We start from the raw sequence: 23,509 nt of genomic DNA, 5'->3' as shown, positions 1-23,509 counted from the left end.
TTTTTTTTTAACTGGACTTCGTAAGTCGATGAGAATATATCTAGTTAGTGTTCTGGCCTATCTACATCAACGATGATTCATCTAAAGAATGTTTAATGAACGACAATTACGAAGCACGTTGTAGCCGCTTCCAGCCCTGCCGAAAGCAAGAACATGTCAGTTACCGAAATCCTTAAGAAGTTTCATGTATGCTGGCGTTTCTTCCATTTTGTCACTCAGTAGCAGCGGATCGTCAACCGATTTGCCTTTACCTGCATCGGCATTCAAATACCAGTCAGCTTTTCCTACGCCCCAGGTCGTAATTCCATATCGTTGCTTTGGCTTAACTACCTTACTATATATCCGAAAAATCTCAGAATAGGTTTTAGCCTTTTTTTGCTCTTGTGCAGGGTTAAGTGTTGCAGCGCCCGCCCGTACGTCAAGTTCAGATAGGTGGATTAGTAAACCTAAATTGGCAAACCGTCTCGTGTTTCGCTCGAACTCTCCTAAATTTAGGTTAACATCGGTGTGCATCTGATTGCCAATTCCATGAAGCGGAATACCCTTAGCTTTACAGCTTTTCGCCCAATCGTAGCAAGATTGTGTCTTTTTGTTGGTATACTGAAGATCAAAGTCATTATAAAAAAGTAATGCATCCGGATCAGCCTCATGCGCCCAAATGAAAGCTTTGTTGATCACATCTTCACCGATCTTCTCAATCCAGATGTTCCTATTGGCAGCCTCAAGACCACCGCCCTTTTTGAAAAATTCATTCACAACATCCCAGGATGTTACCCTACCTTTAAAATGCTTAACCACAGTTTTGATATGCGTCTCTAGCAAATTCTCCCAGTCGGCTTTATCACCTTTAAAGTTCTTTACCCAAGCAGGAACATTACGCCAGACCAGACAATGGCCATGTACGCGCACGCCTTTTTTAAGTGCATCATTAACAATAGCGTCAGCAGTTTTAAAATCAAAGTAGCCTTTCCGAGGCTGCAACTGACCCATCTTCATTGCATTTTCAAGCGTAATGCTGTTGAAGTATTTATAAAAAACTGCTTTGTGCGACTTGTCCCTTAACATACCAGAAGCCTTCACAGCGGCTCCGAGTTTAAAGGGCAGTACATTCTTGAGCTCTTTCTTGGAAACACGAGATCGTGATGCTGGTACTGTATTCGGCGATGTTGAGGGTTTGGTTTCCAAGCTTGGCACCGGCTTCACCTCAGCTACGGAATTGCTTTTAGCCCTCTCTGATGGCCGAATGGGTTCAGGTTCTTCATTTGGTATTTCCGGCGCTACATCCGACGATGGTTCACTGATCGTGTCTACTGCGTTCGGAGCTGTAGCTTGTGTGAGGGAATCCTTAGGCCGATTATTTGAACTATTTTCGGGCGGAACACACTCGCTGAAAGAAGCCATCAGCATCATCATAAATATGGATTTGAAAAGATTTCTCATAGTGGTGGCGCTAAGTCGTTCTAAAACCTTCCAAAGTTCGCCGAATAATTTCCAGGCTTTCTTGCATCTGTGTTTCTGTAATGATCAATGGCGGTGCAAAGCGGATAATATGCCCATGCGTAGGCTTGGCAAGCAGCCCCATATCTTTCAAGGCCACACATAGATCCCAGGCACTTCGCCCATCAGCCTGTTCCATAATTTCCACGGCATTTAACAAGCCACGTCCACGAACAACCGAAATAATATCCGGAAACTGCTCCTGCAGCTTTTGCAAGCCTGCCCTGAATAACCCACCCATTGCAGCTGCATTCCCTGCCAGATCTTCTTCCTTTACAACTTCCAACGCTGCCATGGCCACCGCGCAGGCAAGTGGATTACCCCCGAAAGTTGAGCCATGTTCACCTGGTTTTATCGTCAACATAATCTCATCATCTGCCAGAACAGCCGATACCGGAAGTACACCGCCCGACAAAGCTTTCCCTAAAATCAACACGTCAGGGCGTACCTCATCATAATCACAGGCCAGAAGTTTCCCTGTACGGGCGATCCCGGTTTGAATTTCATCAGCGATGAACAGCACATCATGTTGTTTACACAGCGCTTGGGCTTTAGCCAAATAGCCATCATCCGGCAGCTTTATACCCGCCTCTCCCTGGATTGGTTCAACCAGAAACGCACAAACATCGGGATTGCGCAACTGCTGCTCCAAAGCCTCCAGGTTGTTGTGCGGCACGGAAACGTAGCCCGACATATACGGTCCGAAGTTGTTCGTAGCACTTGGGTCGGAAGAAAAGGAAATGATACCCGTAGTACGGCCGTGAAAGTTTTCATCTGCAACGATAATCGTTGCTTTCTGGTCCGGAATGCCCTTTTTAACATAACCCCATCTTCTGGCAAGCTTAATTGCAGTTTCCACAGCTTCAGCGCCCGAGTTCATCATTAAAACTTTTTCGTAGCCAAAGTAGCTTGTGATATATTGCTCGCACTCGCCAAGCTTGGAGCTGTAGAAGGCACGTGAGGTTAGCGTCAGCTGACTAGCTTGTGCCGTCAGGGCAGCAATAATCCTGGGGTGGCAGTGCCCCTGGTTCACCGCACTATAAGCGGAAAGAAAATCAAAGTACCGTTTACCCTCCGGATCCCATACATAAACACCCTGTCCCCTGTCCAGCACTACTGGCAGTGGATGATAATTGTGGGCGCCATATTTATCTTCAAGGGCAATTGCTTCTTCGCTGGATATTGTTCTTTTCATCGTATCTGAATTGAAGCCCAAATTACAAATTCTATCCAGGAAATTACCGCTAAGCCGCGTCCCATTGTGGAAATCAAGGCAAAGACGACGTAAATACTCATTTCATTTCTCAAGTCCTGTATAGAATTATACGAAATTTCCCGTTTTGAAAGTTCCCTCAGCGCTTCTACGTTAATGCCTTAATTTAGCGCCACATCTCAAAATTCAATCAGTTCCTATGAAGGCATTTTACCGAACGACCTTACTTGCTGCCCTGTTCGCAGCAACCCTCTCCTCTTGCGAAAAAAAAGTCGCAGATCTCGAAAAACTATCTGACAAAAAGACCGGCATCATCTCCGAAAAGGTATTCCCATTAGAGGGGAATGAGATGTCTACCAGCATCCTGCCACGCAGAGATTTACCAGCTTCCAGACTAACCAACTATTACGATGTTAAGGTAAAGGTGATCGACTCGGTGTGCGAGGAATATGTAAAAGGTACAACCAAGCTTGACCTTTCTAAACTAAAGGATGGTGAATTTGCATACGACATTAAAGACAAAAAAATCACGGTATCCTCCACTACAGGTTTCAAGAAATTAAACAACGGCCCTAAAGGCTGGTGGACCCACTGGAACTATAGCCCGTACACAGCGTCTGAGTACCCTAACGTGCTTTTTTCTGAAGGAGAAGACGGCTATGTGTCAAACTTTCTTGTGCTAAACTTTAGTAAGAAAGTAACCACCTTTGGCTTTGAAGTCGCACCAAATGCCACTGGCATCAACCTTAATGTTTCTGTAGGTTATCAGGAGGAGGAATCAAGCGTAGAAAATGAGTTGTTCAGCGTCAATCAGACCATAAGCTCACCTTCAGGTGCAAGATTGATTGCCGTGAAATCAGAGACGCCTTTTAAAAAAGTAACCATTTACCTGGAGAACTATAAACCAGAACTGCAGGGATTAGCGATCTCTAACATCAGGTACGCACTGGCGAAATAACCGACCAACAACTATATAACTGAAAAGGCATCCCATTTCCGGGATGCCTTTCTTTTTACTCGATATTTCTTACTGTGGATTCTGTACCACCACACCATTACTAAATTTGATGTAGAGCAGGTCATGTACCTACCCTGCATTTTGGGGTGCGTATAATCCTTAAATCTAAACACAACCCTTATATCGCGTCAACTTTCAAGATAACACTGGTCCTGGAAGCACGAACATCCGGATTAAAGCCAATTTTCATCAGGAAATCCCCAGTATATGTCTTAGATGAATCAATGGACGACTTTGAACTAGGATACAGATTAAGCTCCGTTAGTCTATAGCTTTTTGTTGCATCAAGACCTTTCAAGCGGATCGGTAACTTGCTGTTTTCTCCATATCGGTTATTCACCAAATAATTAAAGATCACACCCGAGGACTTATTTGCATCAATATAGGAGATGGATGCCACGGCGGAAGTCTTAGGGTCAGAAAGCCGGTATTGATCACCATGGAAGATTACAGGTTTCAGGCTGTTGTATGTTTTAATCGCATCCTGACAGAATTTAAGATCAGCATCGCCTAATTCACTTACAACGATATCGAAACCCAGTTTACCCATCATTGCTACATCAGTACGAAATTTGATCGGCTGCTTTCCCCAGTCGGTAACATGGTTCGAGCTCGCGATAGCAGGATAGAAATAGGAATACTCCCATTGAATAAAGATGCGCTCCATAGGATCCGTGTTGTCGCTTGGCCAGTATTCGGTGAAATATTGCAGTGCCGCATAATCTACTCTACCCCCGCCGCCAGAACATAGCATCATCGGCACCGTAGGATATTTCGTCCGAATCCGCTTCAATACATTATACAAACCACGCACATACTCAATGTAGAAATGCGATTGATCCTTTAGCGTTGCGGAGTATGCGTTATAAACTACAGCATTGCAGTCCCACTTGATGTAAGATAAATTAGGATTCTTCGTAAACAGGCCATCGACAACATCAAAGACGAAGTCCTGTACCTCAGGATTGGTTAAATCCAACTCCAGCTGATTTCTGAAATAATACTCCTCCCTTTTGGGCTGCTTTACAATCCAGTCCGGATGTTTTTCATACAACTCACTTTTTGGATTTACCATTTCAGGCTCTATCCAAATGCCGAACTTAACGCCGTTTTTATCCGCTTCCTTAACCAGCGATGCAATACCATTCGGCAATTTCTGTTTATTCTCCTGCCAGTCACCCAAACCTGCCCCATCACCATTACGAGGATATTTATTTGCGAACCAACCGTCGTCTAAAAGAAATAAGTCTACGCCAAGCTTTTTGGTATCTTTAATCAGCTCGAAAAGCTTATTTTCATTGAAGTCAAAGTAGGTCGCTTCCCAATTGTTCAGCAAGGTTAACCGGTCCCCTTTTCCGTCGAGCAATTTATAGTTCCTTGCCCAATTGTGCAGATTCCTGCTGGCCAGACCTTTACCGGCGGTCGATAAAGTATAGAGAAAGGCAGGTGTGGTAAAGCGCTCCTTTGCTTTGAGCGTATAATCAGAAGCGTAGTTGTTGATACCGGAGATGATCCTGAGGTTATCCTGGTTATCGAGTTCCAGATCGGTTCGGAAATTACCGCTCCACTCTAATGCGCCATATAATACCGTGCCTTCATCCTCTGTTGCCGGCTTATCCATCGATATCATAAATACAGAGGGCTGAAAGAGATTTGCACGGGTGCCCAGCTTTGTGTCAAGGGTTTTGATACCATGGGTGAGCTTGGACTCTTCCGGCCGCATTTCTTTCGCCCAGTCGCCATGGTACTGATTTAGCCAGAAGCCCTCTCCTTTGAAGTATAAGTTCGCTGAAGCAAACTTCTTCAGGACAACATTACCCTTTTCGTTGTTCTTAATGGAACTCCATTGCTCTACAACATCCTCATTAAAATAAACTTTATAGAATAAGTTTACGTCGAATGCATATACCGGATCTTTTAAGAAGACGGTTATAAGTGATACGTTGCTGTCAAGTTTCTCCACAGTATGCCGCAGATATCTTAGATCCAAAGAGTTGTTGCCGTCGGCATGGCGAACCGTGATGGCAGGCTCGAAAAGGTTCCGGGATCCAGAACTGGTATATGCGGCATTAGCTACACCTGTATAGTCTTCCGTCTGTTTGTACATGGCGGAGATTGCGTTATATTCAGTAGGCTGGCTAAGTTTTCGCCCAAAGTAAATTAAACCAAGATTGTTTTTGGCATCACTTTGCAGTACTAAAGCGGTGTTCTTCGTTTCCACCGGGATGATGACCTGTGCAGAAATGCTTTGGCTAGAAAACAGCGAAGTAACTATAAGTGTGGCGCTTGCGAAGATTTTGATTGACTTAGCGTATGGTTTCAAAGTAGGGCTCAGGATTATTAGGTTATTAATCCCAAAAGATAGGTAAGAACCCGGGAAATTCCAACGCCTTTTTAACTGCTTTATTGGATTGATGGTTAAATAATCATCAGGTTTTCAATTGTCCAATTTCATCCAAAACCAATGAAAGTTCTTCAGGCTTCCTGGTTCCTATCAATAATTTCTTCTGATTTGTAAATTCGAGTTGAAGTCCTTTGTTCCCCGACACATTGTATGCCCTTCCTTGACCAGACATACCGAACCTTAAGCCCCAACCACCATATTCGGACAGTGGCGCATATTTACGTACATAGGATTTACTGAAAGTCTCCCAGGCATACTGCTTATATTTAAAGTGTAAAGGAAAAAACCGTACGGCAACGCCATCCCTGGTTATTCGTGTTTCCAGGCGAATGGATAAAGAAAATAAGGTGACTGCCAGGCTCAGCACAGCAGCAAGGGTTAAGGCGCTGTCACTCATTGGTTGGTCACCAAAAGGTTTTCCAAGCATCACCTGTTGAACGAAACCATAAATCAACAGGCTATCGATTCCAATGATGATTAACCAGAGCCACCATTGTCTGAATCTTTGCTGTTCTTTGAAGATGTAGTTTTGCTCCATAATTGTAAGTTTTAAAAAATTGGTAGCCGTATAAATCATTTTACCAGCATTGTACGTTGCAGTTCTTAAAACAAGATAAGGAAAATTCGCATTCCCCGCTTATTCCCAGCACCGCTAACGATGAAACACTACAAAGCAGCAGGAAGGATTCTGGACGCTTTGTCAATTTAGATGACATCTGGTCCAGAAACCAGTCCGAACAATCGGATCTTAAATGTTGTTAGCTCGATAACTTGTATTTTTGTGTTACAGAAAAATGAATATGGAAACTGAAAAAGCGATTTTAGCGGGCGGATGTTTTTGGGGTGTGGAAGAATTGATCCGTCAATATCCTGGCGTTCTTTCAACAGTAGTTGGATACACTGGTGGAGATGTTCCGAATGCCACTTACCGAAACCACGGTACACACGCTGAAGCGATTGCGATAACTTTTGACCCTAAACAGTTATCCTACCGTAAACTATTGGAATATTTCTTCCAGATTCACAATCCCACTACAAGAAACAGGCAAGGGAATGATATTGGTGCTTCTTACCGTTCCGCAATATTCTTTTTAAACGAAGAACAGAAAAAAGTAGCGGAGCAACTGATCCAGGAGATGGATGCTTCTGGCATTTGGCCGGGTAAGATTGTTACCGAGGTTGTACCTGCTGGCGATTTCTGGGATGCCGAAGAAGAACATCAGGCATATTTACAGAAAAACCCGTACGGCTACACCTGTCATTTTGAAAGACCGGAATGGAAGCTGAATTAGATCTGGCGATTTATTCCATTGGTATCTTAGCTGCGTTTCGTTGAAGCCAGACTTCAAACGACTGTAGATCAGGATTTAGTGTTCTGACATATTCAATATTGCGTCTTTGCTGAAACTCATCGGCAAAGTCGTGATAGAATTGAAACATATTACCAAGATCATCCGCTCCAGGAAAGTCAAGCGCCCGATAATTATCAAAGGGCATGCTTTGGTAAGTAACATCCTGCTTCAGGGCTTTTCCAAATGCCTGCGCCATTTCAGCCCCACTGAGATGCCCACCTGCCAGGCCTATCGTTTTACCGGTAAGCTCCGATCCTTTCTTGAATATGCCATATGCACATTTACCAATGTCTTCAACGGCTATCCCGCTGAGCGGTTTTTCACCCATCGGTAAGGAGAAAACCAATGTACCATCTTTTCCTTTTTTAGGTCCCATACCCAGGCTTATGAAGTTATCCCAATAAAAGCAAGTGAGTAGAAAAGTAGTTGGTACAGCTGCTTCAATAAAAAACTTGTTGGCTTCGCCCTTAGCATCGAAGTGCGGCACCTTATAGTTCTCCATCAGTGTAGGCATACGATTGTCTGTTAAAGGCACAAACTTTCGTGTATCCTCCAAAGTGGACCAGATTACATGTTCTAACCCATGTTCCTTGGCAGCATTTGCCATTGATCTGGCTTGATCAAGCTCTTTTTCCGGAGAAAAGTGGTCCCAGTAAAAGGTCACACAATAGGCACCGTAAGCGCCCTGGAACGCTTTCGCTAGACTGCCTGGATCATCAATGTCTGCGATAACGATCTCAGCCCCCTGTGCAGCGAGCGCTTTAACTTTCTCGGCATCCGCATTCCTTGTAATTGCCCGCACTACAAATTCGCTATTTGGATCGTTAAGGATAGCTTGTGCTAGTCCGCCGCCTTGCCCGCCGGTTGCACCGAATATGGTAATGATCTTTTTTGTTGCCATGAGCTTAGGATTGATTGAAGTTAAGGAAAAACACTCATATTATAAAACAACTCGATCCTCAACTGCCTAGGCCGCTTCCAATGATCATTTGCTATATCTTTTGAAATTTTCTGCCTGTTCAAAAATCTCTTTATAAACTTCTTCTCGATCAATCGGCGGATAGTCGTTATCTGCAAGCAATATGATCAAATCGACCTGTAACTCGGCTTTAATATCGTCGCGTTTGCTCCAGTCGGTGTATTTTGCCTTGTCATCTACGACATCTTTCACTTGTCTTGCAAGGTGAATCAACTTTTCGTCGGGGTAAACAAAGTCATATTTAAAGGCCAAAGCCTTCAAAATATCGTAAAATGCTTTCTCTTCAAAGTCAATCCCCAGATCCTTAAACGAGTCCTTTTCCTTCTTCAACGCATAGTAAAGATCAATGATTTCGTCCGTAGAATCTTCCAACACCTCACTTCGCAGAACATCATTTTCTTTGCGCTCATTATATTTGTCAACTATGAATTGCAGGCGTTTAGAAAAGTCAATACCGGTAACTTTATTTACCCTCTAAATTTCTTCGATGGCTTTCGCTAAGAGTTTCTGAAGCAGCTTAATTTTGGTATTCGGCAACTTGATCTTATCAATCTTCGCCATGTAATCATCAGAGAAAATGTCCACTTCAGTTTCATTTGCATCTCCTAATTTGAATATCTCCTCCACACCGTCGCTTTCGATCGCCTCTTGCAACATCAGCCGAACTTTATTATTCATTTGTGCAGCGTCTGGCGCGATGCCCTTAGTAAGCTTAAACAGAATGGCCCTGATGGCTAGGTAATAATGAATTCTGTCCCGGTCCTCATCGTCGAATGCACCACTACCGGAACAAATATCATACGCAGCTTTCAAGCGCTTAACAATATACATAAAGCGCTTTTCCAGCTCCTGGGTAAGCTGCACGAATTCCGCTAAAAGGTTGAGCGTTGTAAGTTGTTCTACAGGTGATCCCGTAAAGTACTTTGACGATATCTTCAATTTTCTGATCGTCAAAATTACCATATTGTGCCATCGCTAAATTCAGCTGTCTTTTAATCCCGATATAATCCACGATCAGACCCTTTTGCCTTGATTCAAACTTTCTGTTTACACGTGAGATGGTTTGAATCAGATTGTGCCGCTGAATTGGTTTATCGATATACATGGTATCAAGAAAGGGAACGTCAAAGCCTGTTAGCCACATGTCGACAACAATGGCAATTTTAAAGTTTGATTTCTCGTTTTTAAACTGGCGGTCAAATTCCTTTCGGTCCTCTTTGGTTCCTAACATATTATATAGTTCCGGATCATCGTCTTTCCCCCTTGTCATCACCATCTTGATGCGTTCCATGGGTTTAATCTCCCTCTGCTCCTTATCTGTCAGGGTTACACCCTCTGCGGCAATCCTGAATTCATTCCATTCGGGGCGTAGAGCAATAATATTCTTATAAAGCTCAAAGGCGATGGGCCTGCTGCTGCAAACAAGCATTGCCTTGCCCCTTACGGTCGCCTTTTCAGAAAGACGGTAGTAAATGGATAAATGCTTGTTCTAATTGGGATTCCGTAAACTTCATGGAGCGTTAATATGGTTTATGCTGAAAAGCACATTGTAGGGGATTATCTTTTAATGCGCTTCTTCAAAGCATTTATATCATTTTCGATCTCTTTAAGGTTAGCCTCTTTTGCAATCTGCTTTTGCTGTAGTTGATACTTGGCATACTCCCCACTGGATTTTTCAAGTGCGCGCTCATGACTAATTGCCCCCGCATGCGTTAACAATTCCCTGCCATTAAGTTGCAAAATGCTGTCTAAACGATTAATCCAATCCTTCATGTACATTGGTGTTTGTTGTTGTGCCATGGTTTCAGCGAAGGCCAGGTATTGTTCTACCAGTAGTCCCAGCAGCTTAATTTCATCTTCCTTCAGATAATTTTTGGCTATGCTCACATCGCCTTTCGTAATAGACTGATTTTTTTTATCGAGAGATTGCATGCCCAGGAATGGCAGTGATGCGTCTACCCTGCGATATACCAGTTCTGCGGCTGTTTGCTCGCTTATTGCCCAAAGTAGCTTATTCTGGATAATTTTAAAGAACGAAACCGTTTTTTCGTCCTTCGGATCATAATCAATGCTGGTGGTATAAATATCTTTGATTTTCTGATAAAAGAACCGCTCTGACAACCGGATTTCACGAATGCGTTCTTGCAGTTCGTTGAAATAGTTCATGGAAGCGCCGGTTTTAAACCGGTCATCGTTTAAAGTGAAACCCTTGATGATATATTCTTTCAACCTTGCGGTAGCCCATATTCGAAATTGGGTGCCTTGCTTTGATTTCACCCGATAACCTACAGAAATGATCACATCAAGATTGTAGTGCTTAACAACGGTCTCTTGCGTTTTCCCTGTTATTGCACCGTGTGGAGTGGTATGTCGGAATTCCCGACACACCACTTGCTCATCAAGCTCTCCTTCGTCGAAGACGTTATTGATGTGCTCTGTAATGGTGCTTCTACCTTTGTCAAATAGCTGGGCAATTTGCACCTGGCTTAGCCATACGGTTTCATCTTCTAGACGCACATCTATTTTGATGTTGCCATCCTGGTTCTGGTATATTAATATATCGCTATTTGCTGATTGCATTTGTTAACTAGATAAACTGAGGTAACTTCTTATGAACGTCAACTTCGGTCAAGAAGATATTCTTCATGTTGTAGAATTCTTTCATCGCCAGGTACTTCTCTTTTCCTTCAGCCACCAATTCTCTTCTGCGTTCTTCAAACTTATCGCTTGCGAACTTTAGAAATATTAAGCTTAATACAACGTGCTTGTATTCTGAAGATTCTACTGTTCCACGAAGTTTGTTTGCAGAATCCCAAAGGGATTCCTCGATTGACTTTTGTTTATTTTGAGCGGTTTTTGCCATTTATAGTTCTAAACTGTAAATCTAAGTAAATAAGGTTTAAGAGCGGAATGGGACGAGGACATTCTTCATTTTCTTCCTTCATTCTATGTTTTTTCACCCTCTGAAGGCCTTTGAAGATCAACATAATCCTCTGGATTGATATGAAAGATTTACATTCAATCCAAAGGACTAAGTGGTTTATTTTACTGTAGCTTCAAAGAAGAACCTTTTTTGATAGTATTTTTCATAGACTTATTCATCATTGATCGATTTGAATCATCGAAAAAATCATTGTAATTGACCTGGCCGATCACGTTTCTTTTTACCGCCACGGTATTTTTGTACGTCACTCCCTCAAGTTCATATTCAAAGCTAATAGTCCATCCCAACATCAAAGTAGACATATCCAATACACCAGTACCTAAAAAGAATGGACCCAGGTCGTAGAGATAAGATCCTGAAGACAAATCGGGATCATTCACGCTGTAATTTTTGCTCAGCACATCATTTACAAACAGCTTGACAAACTTTATCCTTATCGGAGCTGAAGTAGGATTATAGATTCCGACACTAAGTTTTGCAGAATTGCCGCTGGCACTACTGCTCACCAGTGAGTTAGGCTTAGCCGCAATTTTGACAAAATTATCTATCGTTGATACCTCCACTTCGCAATATGCCTTCGCGCCGCCATCGGCTGCATTGGCTGTGATTGTTGCTTTTCCGATTGCTATAGAAGTGATTTTCCCTTGTTTATCTACAATAGCTATCGCTTCATTGGAACTTTCCCATATTATGTTTTTATTTTCTGCATTTCCAGGGAGAATATTCGCAGTAACCAATTCTGATTGGCCTAAGAGTAAACTGATGGCTGTTTTACTTAAAGTAACCTCTTTAACTTTCACAGCGGTAACTTTTATCAATAGCTTACTTGTTGCGGCACCATCATTCGACGATACGGTGAGCATAGTTTCTCCTTCGGATATCGTGGTTAGCGTTCCTGTTTGATCTACAGTAGCAACGTTATTATTCGATAGCTCGAATTTCACTGTTTTATCGGTAGCTTCAGCCGGCAAGACAGTATAGTTAAGTTTGAACTTAACACCTTTGTTAAGATTTAGCACTTCATTGCCCAGCAAAATAGATTGAACTTTAACTGGAAGAACTGTCAACGCTGTTGTTGCCGTCACATGTCCTGATTTACTGGTTACTTTAATAATTGTTTTTCCTGGCTTAAGCGTCGTAGCCAGACCTGATGATGAAATGGTCGCTATATTGTTGTCAGAGCTCGACCAAACCAGCTCTTCCGGTTGGGCATTTGGCGGAGTGGTAACTGCTTTGTACTGGACATCTTCGCCTACAAGAACTTGGACGTCTTTCTTATCAATATCAAGGCCGGTAATCGCTGGCAGGCTAACAACAATCTTACATTCTGCACTAGGGTCGCCCGCTATTGTTTTCGCAGTGACAACTGCCTCCCCAACAGCCACGCCTTCAATATTTCCCTGTGCATCCACCTTCACCACAAGTGGATTGGAGCTAGTCCATAAGACTTCCTGGTTTGTAGTATTTTCTGGCACAAAACGAACATTTAACTTGTCTTTTGAACCGATGATTAAGGTTAACGCTGATTTGTCCAATAACATCTGAGTAGCCGAAATAGGTTTAACTACCACCTTACAACTTGCACTGACGGTACCATCTGAATTCCTTACTGTGACTACGGATTCCCCAACGCCAATTGCTTCTAGCTTACCCGCTTTATCTACCTTGATAATATCTTCCTTAGAAGACGACCAAATCAAAGTGGCAGAAACAGCGTTGGTGGGGTTCAATGTCGCTTTCAGGGTGTGCGACGATCCTAGCAGTAATTCTAAATTACTGTCGGATAAAGAAATGGACTTCAGAGATAAATCTGGCTTTGGCTCTGAAGGATCCTTTTTGCAGGAGAACACAACAAAAAGAATTGAGAGCATTAAAATGTATTTTTTCATGCGGTGAAGATGGGAAATAACATTATAAGTTCCCGATTCTTAAAGCAAGATGTGTATAATTCAGGCACACCCTTCCCACACCTTATTCACACCTGCCCCACACCTCGCCCACGCAACACGTGTATAAAGTGTTTTTCAGCTGTTGAACAATTATCATTTACATTAGTATTATTAACCAGAATAGCTTATTTTTAAAGAAACAATTAACCTCTCTTATGGCAAAGTATATACAAGGTATTAATGGCATCTTCGTTGGGAAGGTCGGAACAGTAGTTGGATGTGTATGGAAAGGCATTCCTTACATGAGGAGTAAAGGCAAGCCACGCAGCAGCCAGACCACCGAAATTGAAGCCAAAAACAGAAGCAAGTTCGCCACTGCACATGCATGGCTCCAGCCTTTGCTGGTCTTTTTACGGACGGGATTCGCTGGCTATTCAGCAACTACCGTAGGTTTCAATGCAGCGAAATCATACAACCTCAAAAACGCAATGATTCAGGGCGAAGTTGTACCAGATCTGGTTAAAGTAAGCCATGGTGACCTACCCCTACCTGAAACACTGGAGGTGGCACTGCTGGAAGATAAACTGCAGGTAATCTGGTCTACCGAATATATCCCTGGCAGCAGCGATAAAGATCAACTGATGCTACTCGCTTATCATCCGCAGAGTCGCACAGCCTTGTACGAAGTACACGGTGCGTTTAGAAGCATGGGCACGCAGCTGATGGACACCTATTCTGAATTCGTTGGAAAAACGATTCATATATATGCAGCATTTGTGGCAGCAGACCGGTCAAAGCAAAGCACCAGCTTATACCTTGGCGCCATTGATTGTTGAGCCTTTGTAAACACCACCTGTTAGTACTCTTCCTCAGGGGCAGCCGAAAGGAACAGTGTCTGTGCGAAGTTCACCAGGAACAGCTGTCGTTTGGCCCGCGTAATTGCGGTATAGAGCCAGCGTAAAAAGTCGAGGTCTATCATCTCTTCGGTTAAATACCCCTGGTCTACAAACACCGCATCCCATTGACCACCCTGTGCTTTGTGGCAGGTAACGGCATAGGCGAACTTGATCTGCAAGGCATTATAATATGGGTCTTCCTTGATCGCCAATAGACGCTCCTTTTTGTTGGTAATGTGGGCATAATCCAGACTGATTTCTTCGAAGAGTTTTCTAAGGTCCTCGTATGATAAATTGGGCGTTTCAGAGGTTAAGGTGTTGAGCATTACCTTACAGGTAATTGCGCCAGCATCGGGATAGTCTAAAAACTCCAGCTGCACTTCCGAGAAGCGGAAGCCATAACGGTCCTCCTGGTTGCGTACTCTGGTGATCCTTGCCATATCGCCATTGGCGATAAAAGAGGTTGCTTCATTATCCGGCAGCCAGAAATAGTTGTTCCGTACCACCATGATCTGGTCGCCGCCGGTAAGCTCTTCCTCTCTGTACAAGATCCTTGCGCGGATCTGCTGATTGTAAACATTGGCAGACTTGTTGGATCGGCACACGACCAGTGTATTTTCCATGTCGAACTTGCCATAGGCATACTCCAGTCCTTCCACCAGCTTCAGGCCAGTCATGCGAAAAATATCCTTGTACCCACTGGTGTAGAATTTAGGGATCGGCAGCTCGTCCTCCATTTCTTCTGGCTCCTCATTCTCGTACTGATGGATCATTTCCCGCAGCATGGTGGCATTGGCCAGAATCCCGGAACTCTTCTCCTGCCGGACAACCTCCCGAAGTTCTACTTCGATCACTTTCTTATGGAATGTTCCTGCGACGTAAGCAGGGTTCAAAGCCGGACTCTCCATGCTGCCCACCGGCGGAAGCTGCGCCGTATCACCCACAAAGATGACGGCACAATTCTTTTGATTGTACACGTAATCCATGAGATCCTTCAGAAAAGAAGAGCCTGTCTGGCTGTTCCATTCATCTGCGATCATGGAAGCTTCATCGACGATGAAAACGGTATGTTCGGCAAGATTTGGCGCCAGCTGAAAGTTCATGTCCGTGGATACGGCCGATTTTTTCCGGTAGATACGCTTGTGAATGGTTAGTGCGGTTCGCCCGGAATAGCTGGTCATGACCTTCGCTGCGCGACCTGTTGGTGCTAGTAAAGCAGCACGCAGGCGAAATTTAGGTAAAGCCTTCACCAATGCTGCTACGGAAGTCGTTTTTCCGGTACCTGCATACCCTCTAAGGATAAAGCATTGGCCATCGAGCGGTTGCGAGAGAAACTGCGCCATCTTTCTACAAAATTCCAGCTGTTCGGCGGTAGGCGTAAATTGATAGGATTGGGCAATGAGTTGGGCTTTATCCATTTTACAAATATGCAATGCTGTGGTTATAGAAAAAAGGATTAATTTTGCTAAGATGAATAACAAAAACAGCATCTTATTGGAAGACCCGGGCTTTGATCCGGTAGCAGCTTTAAATTGTAATTTGTTGTTGAAAATTACGGCCGACAGCTTTTCTTATGCCATCCTGAACACTACCGAGCAGAAAATTGAAGTGGTGTATGACTGCCAGGATTTTCAACCCACAGCGCACAATTTGTCTTCTACCATTCTCTCCGATCCTTATTTAAGTTTACTGTTTAATCGTGTAAAGATTGGCTCATATACCACCAATACCATCGCAGTACCTGAAGCAATTTACAACCCTGAGGTCGTAGAACCTTATTTCAAATATTTCAGCGACCTGGAGCATTATTCCGATCGTGTGTACACCGCAAGCTATTCTGGTCAGGATTTCAAAAGCCTTTTTCTACTGCCAAACGCGGTGGAATCGGCGATTAAAACACACTGGCGTGAGGCACGCTCCTTTGAACAAACAGCATCCTTGCTCGCCATCAACCAGGCTGCGGAGCAGCAGCAGTTCTATCTTGACTTCACGGCAGGATCATTCCATGCTATGCTGCTGCGTGGTGGAAAGATGATCTTCCAGAATGTGTTTCAGATTGAAAATCCGGAGGAGTTCCACTATTATCTGCTGCTACTATTGAAGCAGCTGCAAATTAGCACAACAGATACCAAGGTGCTTGCAAGTGGCATTCTGAATGAGGGTGACGAGCAACATAATATCCTGATGAAGTACTTTCCGCGCGTGGATCTATGTAGACCGGCTGAAAGCACTTTACACAATTCCATTCTGGAGGATATGCCTCCGCATTATTATACCAGCCTACTAGCACTCAATCTATGCGAATAATTGGAGGAAAACTTAAAGGGATCCGCTTAAGTGCGCCAGCAAGTTTACCCGTTAGACCTACAACCGACATGGCCAAAGAGGCCTTGTTCAATATACTATACAATACGTACGACTTCGACAGCTGTGATGTGCTCGACCTGTTTTCCGGCACAGGGAACATAAGTATTGAATTTGCTTCCAGAGGAATCAGAAGCGTAACTGCGGTAGACAAACACTCCGGTTGCGTGTACTGGTTGGAATCAGTGATCAAAAAATATGAGCTCCCTGAGATCCATACGATTAAAGGCGATGTTTTTAAATTCCTAGATCAACACAAAAAGAGTTACCATATCATCTTTGCCGATCCACCCTATGACCTTCCGAATATACCGGAGATTGCACAGAAGGTGCTTAGCAACGGACTGCTAACCGACAATGGACTGCTTGTCATTGAACACCCATCGTTTTTAAAGCTGAACTTCCTTCCGGGCTTTACGGAAACCCGCAGATATGGTAACTCCTCATTCAGTTTCTTCGAAAACCCAGCAGATGAATAATATGAAAATTGCTTTATTCCCCGGTTCTTTTGACCCGATCACCATTGCACACGTAGATATTTTAAAGCGTTCACTGCCTTTATTCGATAAAATTATAGTCGGAATTGGGCTTAACAGTTCTAAACAAGGCTTTTTGGCTGCAGATAAACGGGAGGAGATTGTTCGTGCAGTGTTTGCTGATGATGCCAACATAGAGATTCAGACCTACGAAGGACTTACGGTTGATTTCTGTAAGAAGATCAACGCGACGTATATGGTGCGTGGAATCAGGTCTGTTGCGGATTTTGAGTATGAGAGAGCGATCGCTCAGATCAATCAGACGATGATGCCCGAGGTGGAAACGATCTTTGTTTTAAGTAAACCTGAATACTCGGCGATCAGCTCGACGATAGTACGTGATATTCTGCGTAATGGCGGAGATGTTAGCTCCTTTCTGCCGAAAGAAGCTATACCATATTTGTAAATGCGCGTGGATCTCCCAATTAGAGTAGATCTCCTGACTTTAGTACATCAAGAATCAACGGATAAGTGTTCTTCAACACGGGAGCAAGCTCATCACATTTAAGCCATTCCGCTTTTGTAATACCTTCCTCCTTCTGTGGTACAAGCTTGGGCGAACCTTTAACGGTCATGCTGTACCAGTTGGTCTTCTTCAATACCACCTTATTGTTCATCTCGTAAACGTGGTAGGTACGGCAGATTTTTTCTTTGTTCTTGAAAATTTTAACACCGCATTCCTCTTCCACTTCACGAAGCGCAGCTTCCTTCATTTTTTCACCTTTTTCAACTTTGCCCTTTGGTAAATCCCATCGTTTATTTCTAAAAATAAACAAATAGGCTTTATCTGCGTTCTTAACCAGACCGCCCGCAGCCTTGATCAACTGACAGGATTCTTTAACACTTTTAAAAACTTCTTTCGGAGCATCGGTAAGTATTACATAATGTGCTGCTGATCCTTTACTAAGATTTTTATAAAATGTTTTGAAATCAAACTGTTCAGCATCAATAAGTTGCAAGCTATTAACTTCATTGGGCATTGTGTCTGATATAAACAAACTGTTATCGTTGATATAAATTCTGTAATTTTGAACCATGTTTAATAAAAGTGATATTGAATTAAAGGTAGCTGAATTTCTTTTACAAATTAAAGCAATAAAGTTACAACCTAATAATCCATTTACTTGGGCATCGGGTTGGAAATCCCCTATTTATTGCGATAACAGAGTTACGCTTTCCCACCCTTCAATAAGAACCTACATCAGACAAAAGCTTACGCAGTTGGTTCAGGAAGAGTACGGATCTGTTGACCTGATTGTTGGCGTTGCAACTGCTGGTATCCCTCAGGGTGCCTTGGTTGCACAGGAACTTGGATTGCCATTTGCCTATGTTCGGGCAAAGGCTAAAGAACATGGTACCGGAAGTTTAATTGAGGGTGAAATTGTCGAAGGCCAACGTGCTGTGCTTGTAGAAGACTTAATCTCTACCGGAAAAAGCAGCTTAGCTGCAGTAGCCGCGCTAAGAGATGCAGGCTTATCTGTTGCCGGTCTCGTTTCTATCTTTACCTATGGCTTTGATGTAGCGGATGAGAACTTTGCAGCCGCAAAATGCCGTTATTCTTCGCTGTCGAACTATAATGCATTAATCGAATATGCATCCGAACACAGCTTCATCGCATCCAGCGATATTGAACTGCTAAGGAAATGGCGGGAAAACCCTGCTGAATGGGGCAAATAGGAATAAATTAACCAAATACGATATATGACCATTATAGAGAGCACAACAGAGCTAAACAAGCCGGTAGCGGAAGTTTATGCTTTTCTTTCGAACCTGAATAATCATCAACAGCTGATGCCGGAAAACATCTATAACTGGTCGTCAACTGAAGATGAAGCAAGTTTTACCATTCAGAATATGGCGAAGCTGGCGATAAAAATCAATACCCGCATTGAAAATCAGGAGCTTACTGCGATTCCAACGGAGAAAGCGCCTTTTGACGTGGAGCTGAAGTGGAATGTTGCACCAAATGCAAATGGCGGAACTACTGCTAAACATACAATCTCTGCAGATTTGAATATGATGATGAAGATGTTGGCTTCAGGGCCGCTGCAGAAGTTAGCTGATCATCAGACCAGCAAGCTTGCTGAAATTTTAGGCTAAGCTGGTATACACGAGTTATGGAAGCCTCCGCATTGCGGGGGCTTTTCTTATTGGATAGCGTTTAGGTTTCCATATCTCAGCAATCGCATACAGGACCGGCTATTCTTTTCGCTGCGCTTTTCGAAACTCCGCATAAGATGTTTTAATGTACATCAGCATCTCATATTCATTCATCTCTGTAGCCCTAGCGGCCGAAGGCTTATATTCAGAGATAAAATTATCAAGTGAGTCGCCTTCTAAGGAAGTCACCGCAATGATCTTCTCTCTGGAGAATCGTTCGTCCAGAAATCTCGATTCTTCTTCTTTTAATAATGCCTTTTTCAATTTAGACGCGGAGGACTTGTTTTTTGTCAGCATTCCAAATACCTGCAGCACATTGATACTCGCAATGGATGAAGTAGAATTCTGGAAAGCGGAGTATTGTCTGGAGCTTTCAGACCTTTTCTTGATGAATGCGTCCATGACGTTTGGTCCCTTGTAAGCGAAAATGGACGCATATTCTCTCCTTCTGTTTAAGGAATCAGCCTTATAATTCTTCATGCCCTTAATATTAACCTCATCCAACATCATCGAATTCATCCGCCAAAGGTTGATCAGACTATCAGAACCCGCATTCCGAGGCTGTTTTAATGCACTATCCTGTTTCGCCACCTGCTGTGCAAAAAGGCCATTGGAAAACAGGATCAGCATGAGCACAAATATTTTCGACATAGCTTGTTGCGGGCTAAACATTGATTACACCAAAATACCGTTTAAAAGCTTGGCTCTTTGCTGGTTAACATATTTTAACGTTTCGGGCCATGACCCTTAGCTATTCTTAGTACAATGGGTTTACGCAGTCCATCGGTCATTTTTACAGTTAAACACTTTAACTAACAGCCATTTAGTCTGTTTAACTAATTTTTACAAGACAGTTTTTCAGAGTCTTAAGCTATATGACCAGTGGCATCTGTTTTGTTCCAAAGCAGGTATGAACTTCAACAATTTTACAATCAAAGCCCAGGAAGCAGTTCAACAGGCTTCAGCAATAACCGAAGGCAATCAGCAACAGGCTATTGAGACCGCACACCTACTTAAAGGTCTGCTAAATGTTGATGAGAACGTGGTTTCTTATGTATTGAAGAAGCTGAACGTGAATTTAAATGTACTTAACCAGTATCTGGATGCCCAGATCAATAAATACCCGAAAGTAAGTGGTAGCAACATCTACCTTTCTTCCGGGGCTAATACCGCTTTGCAAAAAGCACAATCCTATCTTAAGGAATTTAAGGATGAGTTCGTTTCCGTCGAGCATATCCTGCTTGGCATTCTGGCTGCGAATGACAATACATCCAAACTCTTAAAGGATATGGGTGTAAACGAGAAAGATCTTAAGACGGCAATTGTTTCGCTCCGCGGTGATAACCGGGTTACCGACCAAAACGCCGAAGCAACTTACAATGCCTTAAATAAATATGCACGCAACCTGAACGAGTATGCAGAGTCTGGTAAACTGGATCCTGTAATTGGTCGTGATGAGGAAATTAGACGGGTAATCCAGATTCTTTCGCGAAGAACCAAGAACAATCCAATCCTGATCGGTGAGCCTGGTGTTGGTAAAACCGCCATCGCCGAAGGTATTGCTTTCCGTATCATCAAAGGTGATGTACCGGAAAACCTGAAAACTAAAACCGTTTACTCCCTTGATATGGGTGCACTGATTGCTGGTGCCAAATACAAGGGTGAATTTGAGGAACGTTTGAAGGCCGTGGTGAAAGAGGTACAGCAAAGTGAAGGCGACATCATCATGTTCATTGATGAGATCCATACGCTTGTTGGTGCCGGTGGTGGTGAAGGCGCCATGGATGCTGCAAACATCCTTAAGCCTGCCCTGGCCCGTGGTGAGTTACGCGCCATTGGTGCAACTACCCTGGACGAGTATCAGAAATACTTTGAGAAGGATAAAGCGCTTGAAAGACGTTTCCAAAAGGTAAACGTGGATGAGCCGGATACCCAGGATGCGATCTCCATTTTACGTGGATTAAAAGAACGATATGAAACCCACCACAAGGTGCGTATTAAAGATGAGGCGATTATCGCGGCTGTAGAGCTGTCGCAGCGTTACATTTCCGACAGGTTCTTACCGGATAAAGCGATTGACCTGATGGACGAGGCGGCATCTAAGCTACGCCTGGAAATGGACAGCGTTCCGGAAAATGTGGATGAGCTTGACCGCAGGATCATGCAACTGGAAATTGAGCGGGAAGCCATCAAACGTGAGAATGATGATAAAAAGGTCGCTTCCTTAGGCGAAGAGATCGCTAATCTAGCTGCTGAACGCGATGCGCTGAAAGCCAAATGGCAAGCTGAAAAGGATCAGGTGGAACTGGTGAACAGTTTATCTGAACAGATCGAGAACTATAAACTGGAAGCTGCACAGGCAGAACGTGCTGGTGATTACGGTCGTGTTGCCGAGATCCGCTATGGAAAGATCAAAGAGGCACAGGATAAAGCCGCACAAGTGAAAGCCGAGTTGGAGAGTCAGCAGGCGGAAAGCCGTATGCTTAAAGAAGAGGTTACCGCCGACGATATTGCCGGTGTGGTAGCCCGTTGGACCGGCATTCCGGTAACTAAACTCATAGCCAGTGAACGTGCGAAGTTATTACATCTGGAAGAAGAGTTGCATAAACGTGTGGCGGGTCAGGATGAAGCCATTGAGGCCATCTCTGATGCGATCCGCCGATCACGTGCAGGATTACAGGACAAGCGTAAGCCGATTGGTTCCTTTATATTCCTTGGAACGACCGGTGTTGGTAAAACTGAGCTCGCAAAGGCACTTGCAGAATTCCTGTTCAATGATGAAAACGCCATGACCAGGATCGACATGAGTGAGTATCAGGAACGTCATGCCGTATCCAGATTGATTGGAGCGCCTCCAGGATACGTAGGTTACGATGAAGGTGGCCAACTTACGGAAGCTGTGCGCAGGAAGCCCTACTCTGTAGTGCTGCTAGATGAGATTGAAAAGGCACACCCAGATGTGTTCAACATCCTGCTGCAGGTACTTGACGATGGTCGTCTAACCGACAACAAGGGTCGTGTGGTGAACTTTAAGAATACGATCATCATTATGACTTCAAACATTGGTTCACACCTGATTCAGGAAAACTTCAGGGACTTGATCGATGAAAACAGGGACATGCTGATCGCCAAGACCAAAAACGAGGTGTTTGAGCTACTGAAACAAACCATCAGACCCGAGTTCCTGAACCGTATTGATGAACTGATCATGTTTACACCGCTTAACCGCGACGAGATCAGGGATATCGTTAGTCTGCAATTCAGACACGTACAGGATACGCTCAAAGATATGGGTGTAGAGATTGAAGCGTCTGAAGAAGCGCTGGATTGGCTGGCAGAATTGGGCTATGATCCGCAATTTGGTGCCCGTCCTTTGAAAAGGGTTATTCAGAAGCGTATTCTAAATGAACTTTCCAAAGAGATCCTGGCCGGTAAGGTTGATAAAGACAGTAAGATCAAACTGGACATGTTCGATCATAAGTTCGTGTTTTTGAACATGAAACCTGAGGCTGTTGGTTAGTCCGGATATCCAGGCCAATAAAGCTTTGAATGATTTGAATCGCCCACATAGAATCATGTGGGCGATTTCTATTTTTAGACGCTGATATTAAATAAGTTACATCTTGTAAGACTTGATGTTTCTTTTATATTTGTGTACCTCCTTGAAGAAATAAAACTGTCCATGGGATGAGTAATAAATAGAGGATTGATGACAAAAGAGGAGGCTTAATAGATCCCGATATGAAACGAAAAATCACCTTCGTACTTAGCCTGCTGTTTGGCCTGATGTTCATCAACGCAGGATTAAACAAGTTCTTCAATTACATGCCTCCACCCGAGAACCTTCCCGAAAACCTGCTTAAGGCCTTTCAAGCATTTACTCAAATTGGATGGCTGATGCCTTTGGTTGGCTTTGCCGAGGTACTTGGTGGATTACTCTTCATCTTTTCAAAAACTCGTGCTCTGGGGGCACTTGTGATCTTTCCGGTGATGATCGGGATCATGCTGACCAATACCCTAACGGATACCTCTGGATTACCGATCGCACTGGTGTTTTTTGCAATCAACCTTTGGGTGATTTACGAGAACCGGGAAAAGTATCTGCCGATGTTTAAGGCCTGAACCCAGACGACCTGGCAGTCTTTCTTGCCAGAATTGACACTAAAATATCTGACATTTGTTCAAAAATAGTCAAAGCGTACAAGTCTTTCCATGACCCTGATTTTACAATACTCCTGGCTTGTGTCATCTAGAAAT

At 43.6% G+C, this 23,509-nt stretch carries 22 protein-coding genes and 1 pseudogene; 10 read left to right on the top strand and 13 right to left on the bottom strand.

Annotated elements, in window-relative coordinates; genetic code table 11:
* Positions 1-156: 156 nt before the first annotated feature.
* Together ACTHQF_RS11650 and rocD are read right to left on the bottom strand one after the other, a co-directional pair.
* Positions 157-1,440 carry an endo-1,4-beta-xylanase gene (locus tag ACTHQF_RS11650; RefSeq protein WP_440430392.1) on the bottom strand — a complete coding sequence of 428 codons (1,284 nt, stop codon included), beginning with the start codon at positions 1,438-1,440 and terminating at the stop codon, positions 157-159.
* Between the two features lie 10 nt (positions 1,441-1,450).
* Entirely contained in the window at positions 1,451-2,692 is a 1,242-nt protein-coding gene (rocD, locus tag ACTHQF_RS11645; RefSeq protein WP_440430391.1) for an ornithine--oxo-acid transaminase, read from the bottom strand.
* Positions 2,693-2,909: 217 nt separating this feature from the next.
* On the opposite strand from rocD, the gene ACTHQF_RS11640 reads away from it, so the two are divergent.
* On the top strand, positions 2,910-3,668 hold the full coding sequence (locus tag ACTHQF_RS11640; RefSeq protein WP_440430390.1) for a hypothetical protein: 759 nt from the start codon (positions 2,910-2,912) through the stop codon (positions 3,666-3,668).
* 178 nt (positions 3,669-3,846) lie between these two features.
* Here the strand turns inward: ACTHQF_RS11640 and ACTHQF_RS11635 are convergent, their stop codons facing one another.
* The gene (locus ACTHQF_RS11635) at positions 3,847-6,051 is read right to left on the bottom strand and encodes an alpha-galactosidase (protein ID WP_440430389.1); all 2,205 of its coding nucleotides are present in this window, start codon (positions 6,049-6,051) and stop codon (positions 3,847-3,849) included.
* Positions 6,052-6,157: 106 nt separating this feature from the next.
* Positions 6,158-6,670 (bottom strand): hypothetical protein, encoded by a 513-nt coding sequence (locus ACTHQF_RS11630; protein WP_440430388.1) that lies wholly within the window; start codon positions 6,668-6,670, stop codon positions 6,158-6,160.
* 262 nt (positions 6,671-6,932) lie between these two features.
* Between ACTHQF_RS11630 and msrA the strand changes: the two genes are divergently transcribed.
* Complete coding sequence (msrA, locus tag ACTHQF_RS11625) at positions 6,933-7,424, top strand: peptide-methionine (S)-S-oxide reductase MsrA (RefSeq protein ID WP_440430387.1); 492 nt, start codon at positions 6,933-6,935, stop codon at positions 7,422-7,424.
* A 10-nt stretch (positions 7,425-7,434) separates the two neighbouring features.
* Here the strand turns inward: msrA and ACTHQF_RS11620 are convergent, their stop codons facing one another.
* From ACTHQF_RS11620 to ACTHQF_RS11595, 6 genes and pseudogenes are all read right to left on the bottom strand, one after another.
* Entirely contained in the window at positions 7,435-8,385 is a 951-nt protein-coding gene (locus ACTHQF_RS11620) for an NmrA/HSCARG family protein (RefSeq protein ID WP_440430386.1), read from the bottom strand.
* A gap of 84 nt (positions 8,386-8,469) precedes the next feature.
* A pseudogene (locus ACTHQF_RS11615) lies at positions 8,470-9,396 on the bottom strand (DUF3387 domain-containing protein).
* On the bottom strand, positions 9,281-9,892 hold the full coding sequence (locus ACTHQF_RS11610; protein ID WP_440430385.1) for a type I restriction enzyme subunit R domain-containing protein: 612 nt from the start codon (positions 9,890-9,892) through the stop codon (positions 9,281-9,283). Before ACTHQF_RS11610 ends, ACTHQF_RS11615 begins: the two are co-directional and overlap by 116 nt.
* Positions 9,893-10,020: 128 nt before the next feature.
* Complete coding sequence (locus ACTHQF_RS11605) at positions 10,021-11,043, bottom strand: virulence RhuM family protein (RefSeq protein ID WP_440430384.1); 1,023 nt, start codon at positions 11,041-11,043, stop codon at positions 10,021-10,023.
* A 7-nt stretch (positions 11,044-11,050) separates the two neighbouring features.
* Positions 11,051-11,326 (bottom strand): type I restriction-modification system subunit M N-terminal domain-containing protein, encoded by a 276-nt coding sequence (locus tag ACTHQF_RS11600; protein ID WP_440430383.1) that lies wholly within the window; start codon positions 11,324-11,326, stop codon positions 11,051-11,053.
* 182 nt (positions 11,327-11,508) lie between these two features.
* Complete coding sequence (locus ACTHQF_RS11595) at positions 11,509-13,296, bottom strand: Ig-like domain-containing protein (protein ID WP_440430382.1); 1,788 nt, start codon at positions 13,294-13,296, stop codon at positions 11,509-11,511.
* A gap of 215 nt (positions 13,297-13,511) precedes the next feature.
* Here ACTHQF_RS11595 and ACTHQF_RS11590 point away from each other — a divergent pair, with 215 nt between their 5' ends.
* Complete coding sequence (locus ACTHQF_RS11590; protein ID WP_440430381.1) at positions 13,512-14,132, top strand: DUF6266 family protein; 621 nt, start codon at positions 13,512-13,514, stop codon at positions 14,130-14,132.
* A 20-nt stretch (positions 14,133-14,152) separates the two neighbouring features.
* Here the strand turns inward: ACTHQF_RS11590 and ACTHQF_RS11585 are convergent, their stop codons facing one another.
* Positions 14,153-15,610, bottom strand: a complete 1,458-nt coding sequence (locus ACTHQF_RS11585) for an ATP-dependent DNA helicase (protein ID WP_440430380.1) — start codon at positions 15,608-15,610, stop codon at positions 14,153-14,155.
* Positions 15,611-15,662: 52 nt separating this feature from the next.
* On the opposite strand from ACTHQF_RS11585, the gene ACTHQF_RS11580 reads away from it, so the two are divergent.
* Genes ACTHQF_RS11580 through coaD form a run of 3 tightly spaced genes read left to right on the top strand, consistent with a single transcriptional unit; the run spans position 15,663 to position 17,498 of the window.
* On the top strand, positions 15,663-16,499 hold the full coding sequence (locus ACTHQF_RS11580; protein WP_440430379.1) for a DUF3822 family protein: 837 nt from the start codon (positions 15,663-15,665) through the stop codon (positions 16,497-16,499).
* The gene (locus tag ACTHQF_RS11575; RefSeq protein ID WP_440430378.1) at positions 16,490-17,035 is read left to right on the top strand and encodes an RsmD family RNA methyltransferase; all 546 of its coding nucleotides are present in this window, start codon (positions 16,490-16,492) and stop codon (positions 17,033-17,035) included. The genes ACTHQF_RS11580 and ACTHQF_RS11575 overlap by 10 nt, the downstream gene beginning before the upstream one ends.
* A 1-nt stretch (position 17,036) precedes the next feature.
* Complete coding sequence (coaD, locus tag ACTHQF_RS11570) at positions 17,037-17,498, top strand: pantetheine-phosphate adenylyltransferase (RefSeq protein ID WP_440430597.1); 462 nt, start codon at positions 17,037-17,039, stop codon at positions 17,496-17,498.
* Between the two features lie 19 nt (positions 17,499-17,517).
* Here the strand turns inward: coaD and ACTHQF_RS11565 are convergent, their stop codons facing one another.
* Positions 17,518-18,072, bottom strand: coding sequence for an NUDIX hydrolase (locus tag ACTHQF_RS11565; RefSeq protein ID WP_440430377.1), 555 nt, complete (start codon positions 18,070-18,072; stop codon positions 17,518-17,520).
* A gap of 55 nt (positions 18,073-18,127) precedes the next feature.
* Here ACTHQF_RS11565 and pyrE point away from each other — a divergent pair, with 55 nt between their 5' ends.
* Positions 18,128-18,769, top strand: coding sequence for an orotate phosphoribosyltransferase (gene pyrE, locus ACTHQF_RS11560; RefSeq protein ID WP_440430376.1), 642 nt, complete (start codon positions 18,128-18,130; stop codon positions 18,767-18,769).
* 24 nt (positions 18,770-18,793) lie between these two features.
* Positions 18,794-19,192, top strand: a complete 399-nt coding sequence (locus ACTHQF_RS11555) for an SRPBCC family protein (protein ID WP_440430375.1) — start codon at positions 18,794-18,796, stop codon at positions 19,190-19,192.
* A gap of 99 nt (positions 19,193-19,291) precedes the next feature.
* Here the strand turns inward: ACTHQF_RS11555 and ACTHQF_RS11550 are convergent, their stop codons facing one another.
* A complete protein-coding gene (locus tag ACTHQF_RS11550; RefSeq protein ID WP_440430374.1) occupies positions 19,292-19,903 on the bottom strand; it encodes a hypothetical protein in 612 nt (203 codons plus the stop codon).
* A 259-nt stretch (positions 19,904-20,162) separates the two neighbouring features.
* Between ACTHQF_RS11550 and clpB the strand changes: the two genes are divergently transcribed.
* Complete coding sequence (clpB, locus tag ACTHQF_RS11545) at positions 20,163-22,772, top strand: ATP-dependent chaperone ClpB (RefSeq protein ID WP_440430373.1); 2,610 nt, start codon at positions 20,163-20,165, stop codon at positions 22,770-22,772.
* Between the two features lie 221 nt (positions 22,773-22,993).
* Positions 22,994-23,374: a DoxX family membrane protein gene (locus ACTHQF_RS11540; RefSeq protein WP_440430372.1), complete on the top strand. Its 381-nt coding sequence runs from the start codon at positions 22,994-22,996 to the stop codon at positions 23,372-23,374.
* Positions 23,375-23,509 lie beyond the last annotated feature (135 nt).

The sequence above is a fragment of the Pedobacter sp. SAFR-022 genome, from assembly GCF_051965375.1.
In the GTDB taxonomy this organism is placed as follows: Bacteria; Bacteroidota; Bacteroidia; order Sphingobacteriales; family Sphingobacteriaceae; genus Pedobacter.
Note: the sequence above shows the minus strand (reverse complement) of the source record. Positions and strands in the feature narration are given on the sequence as shown.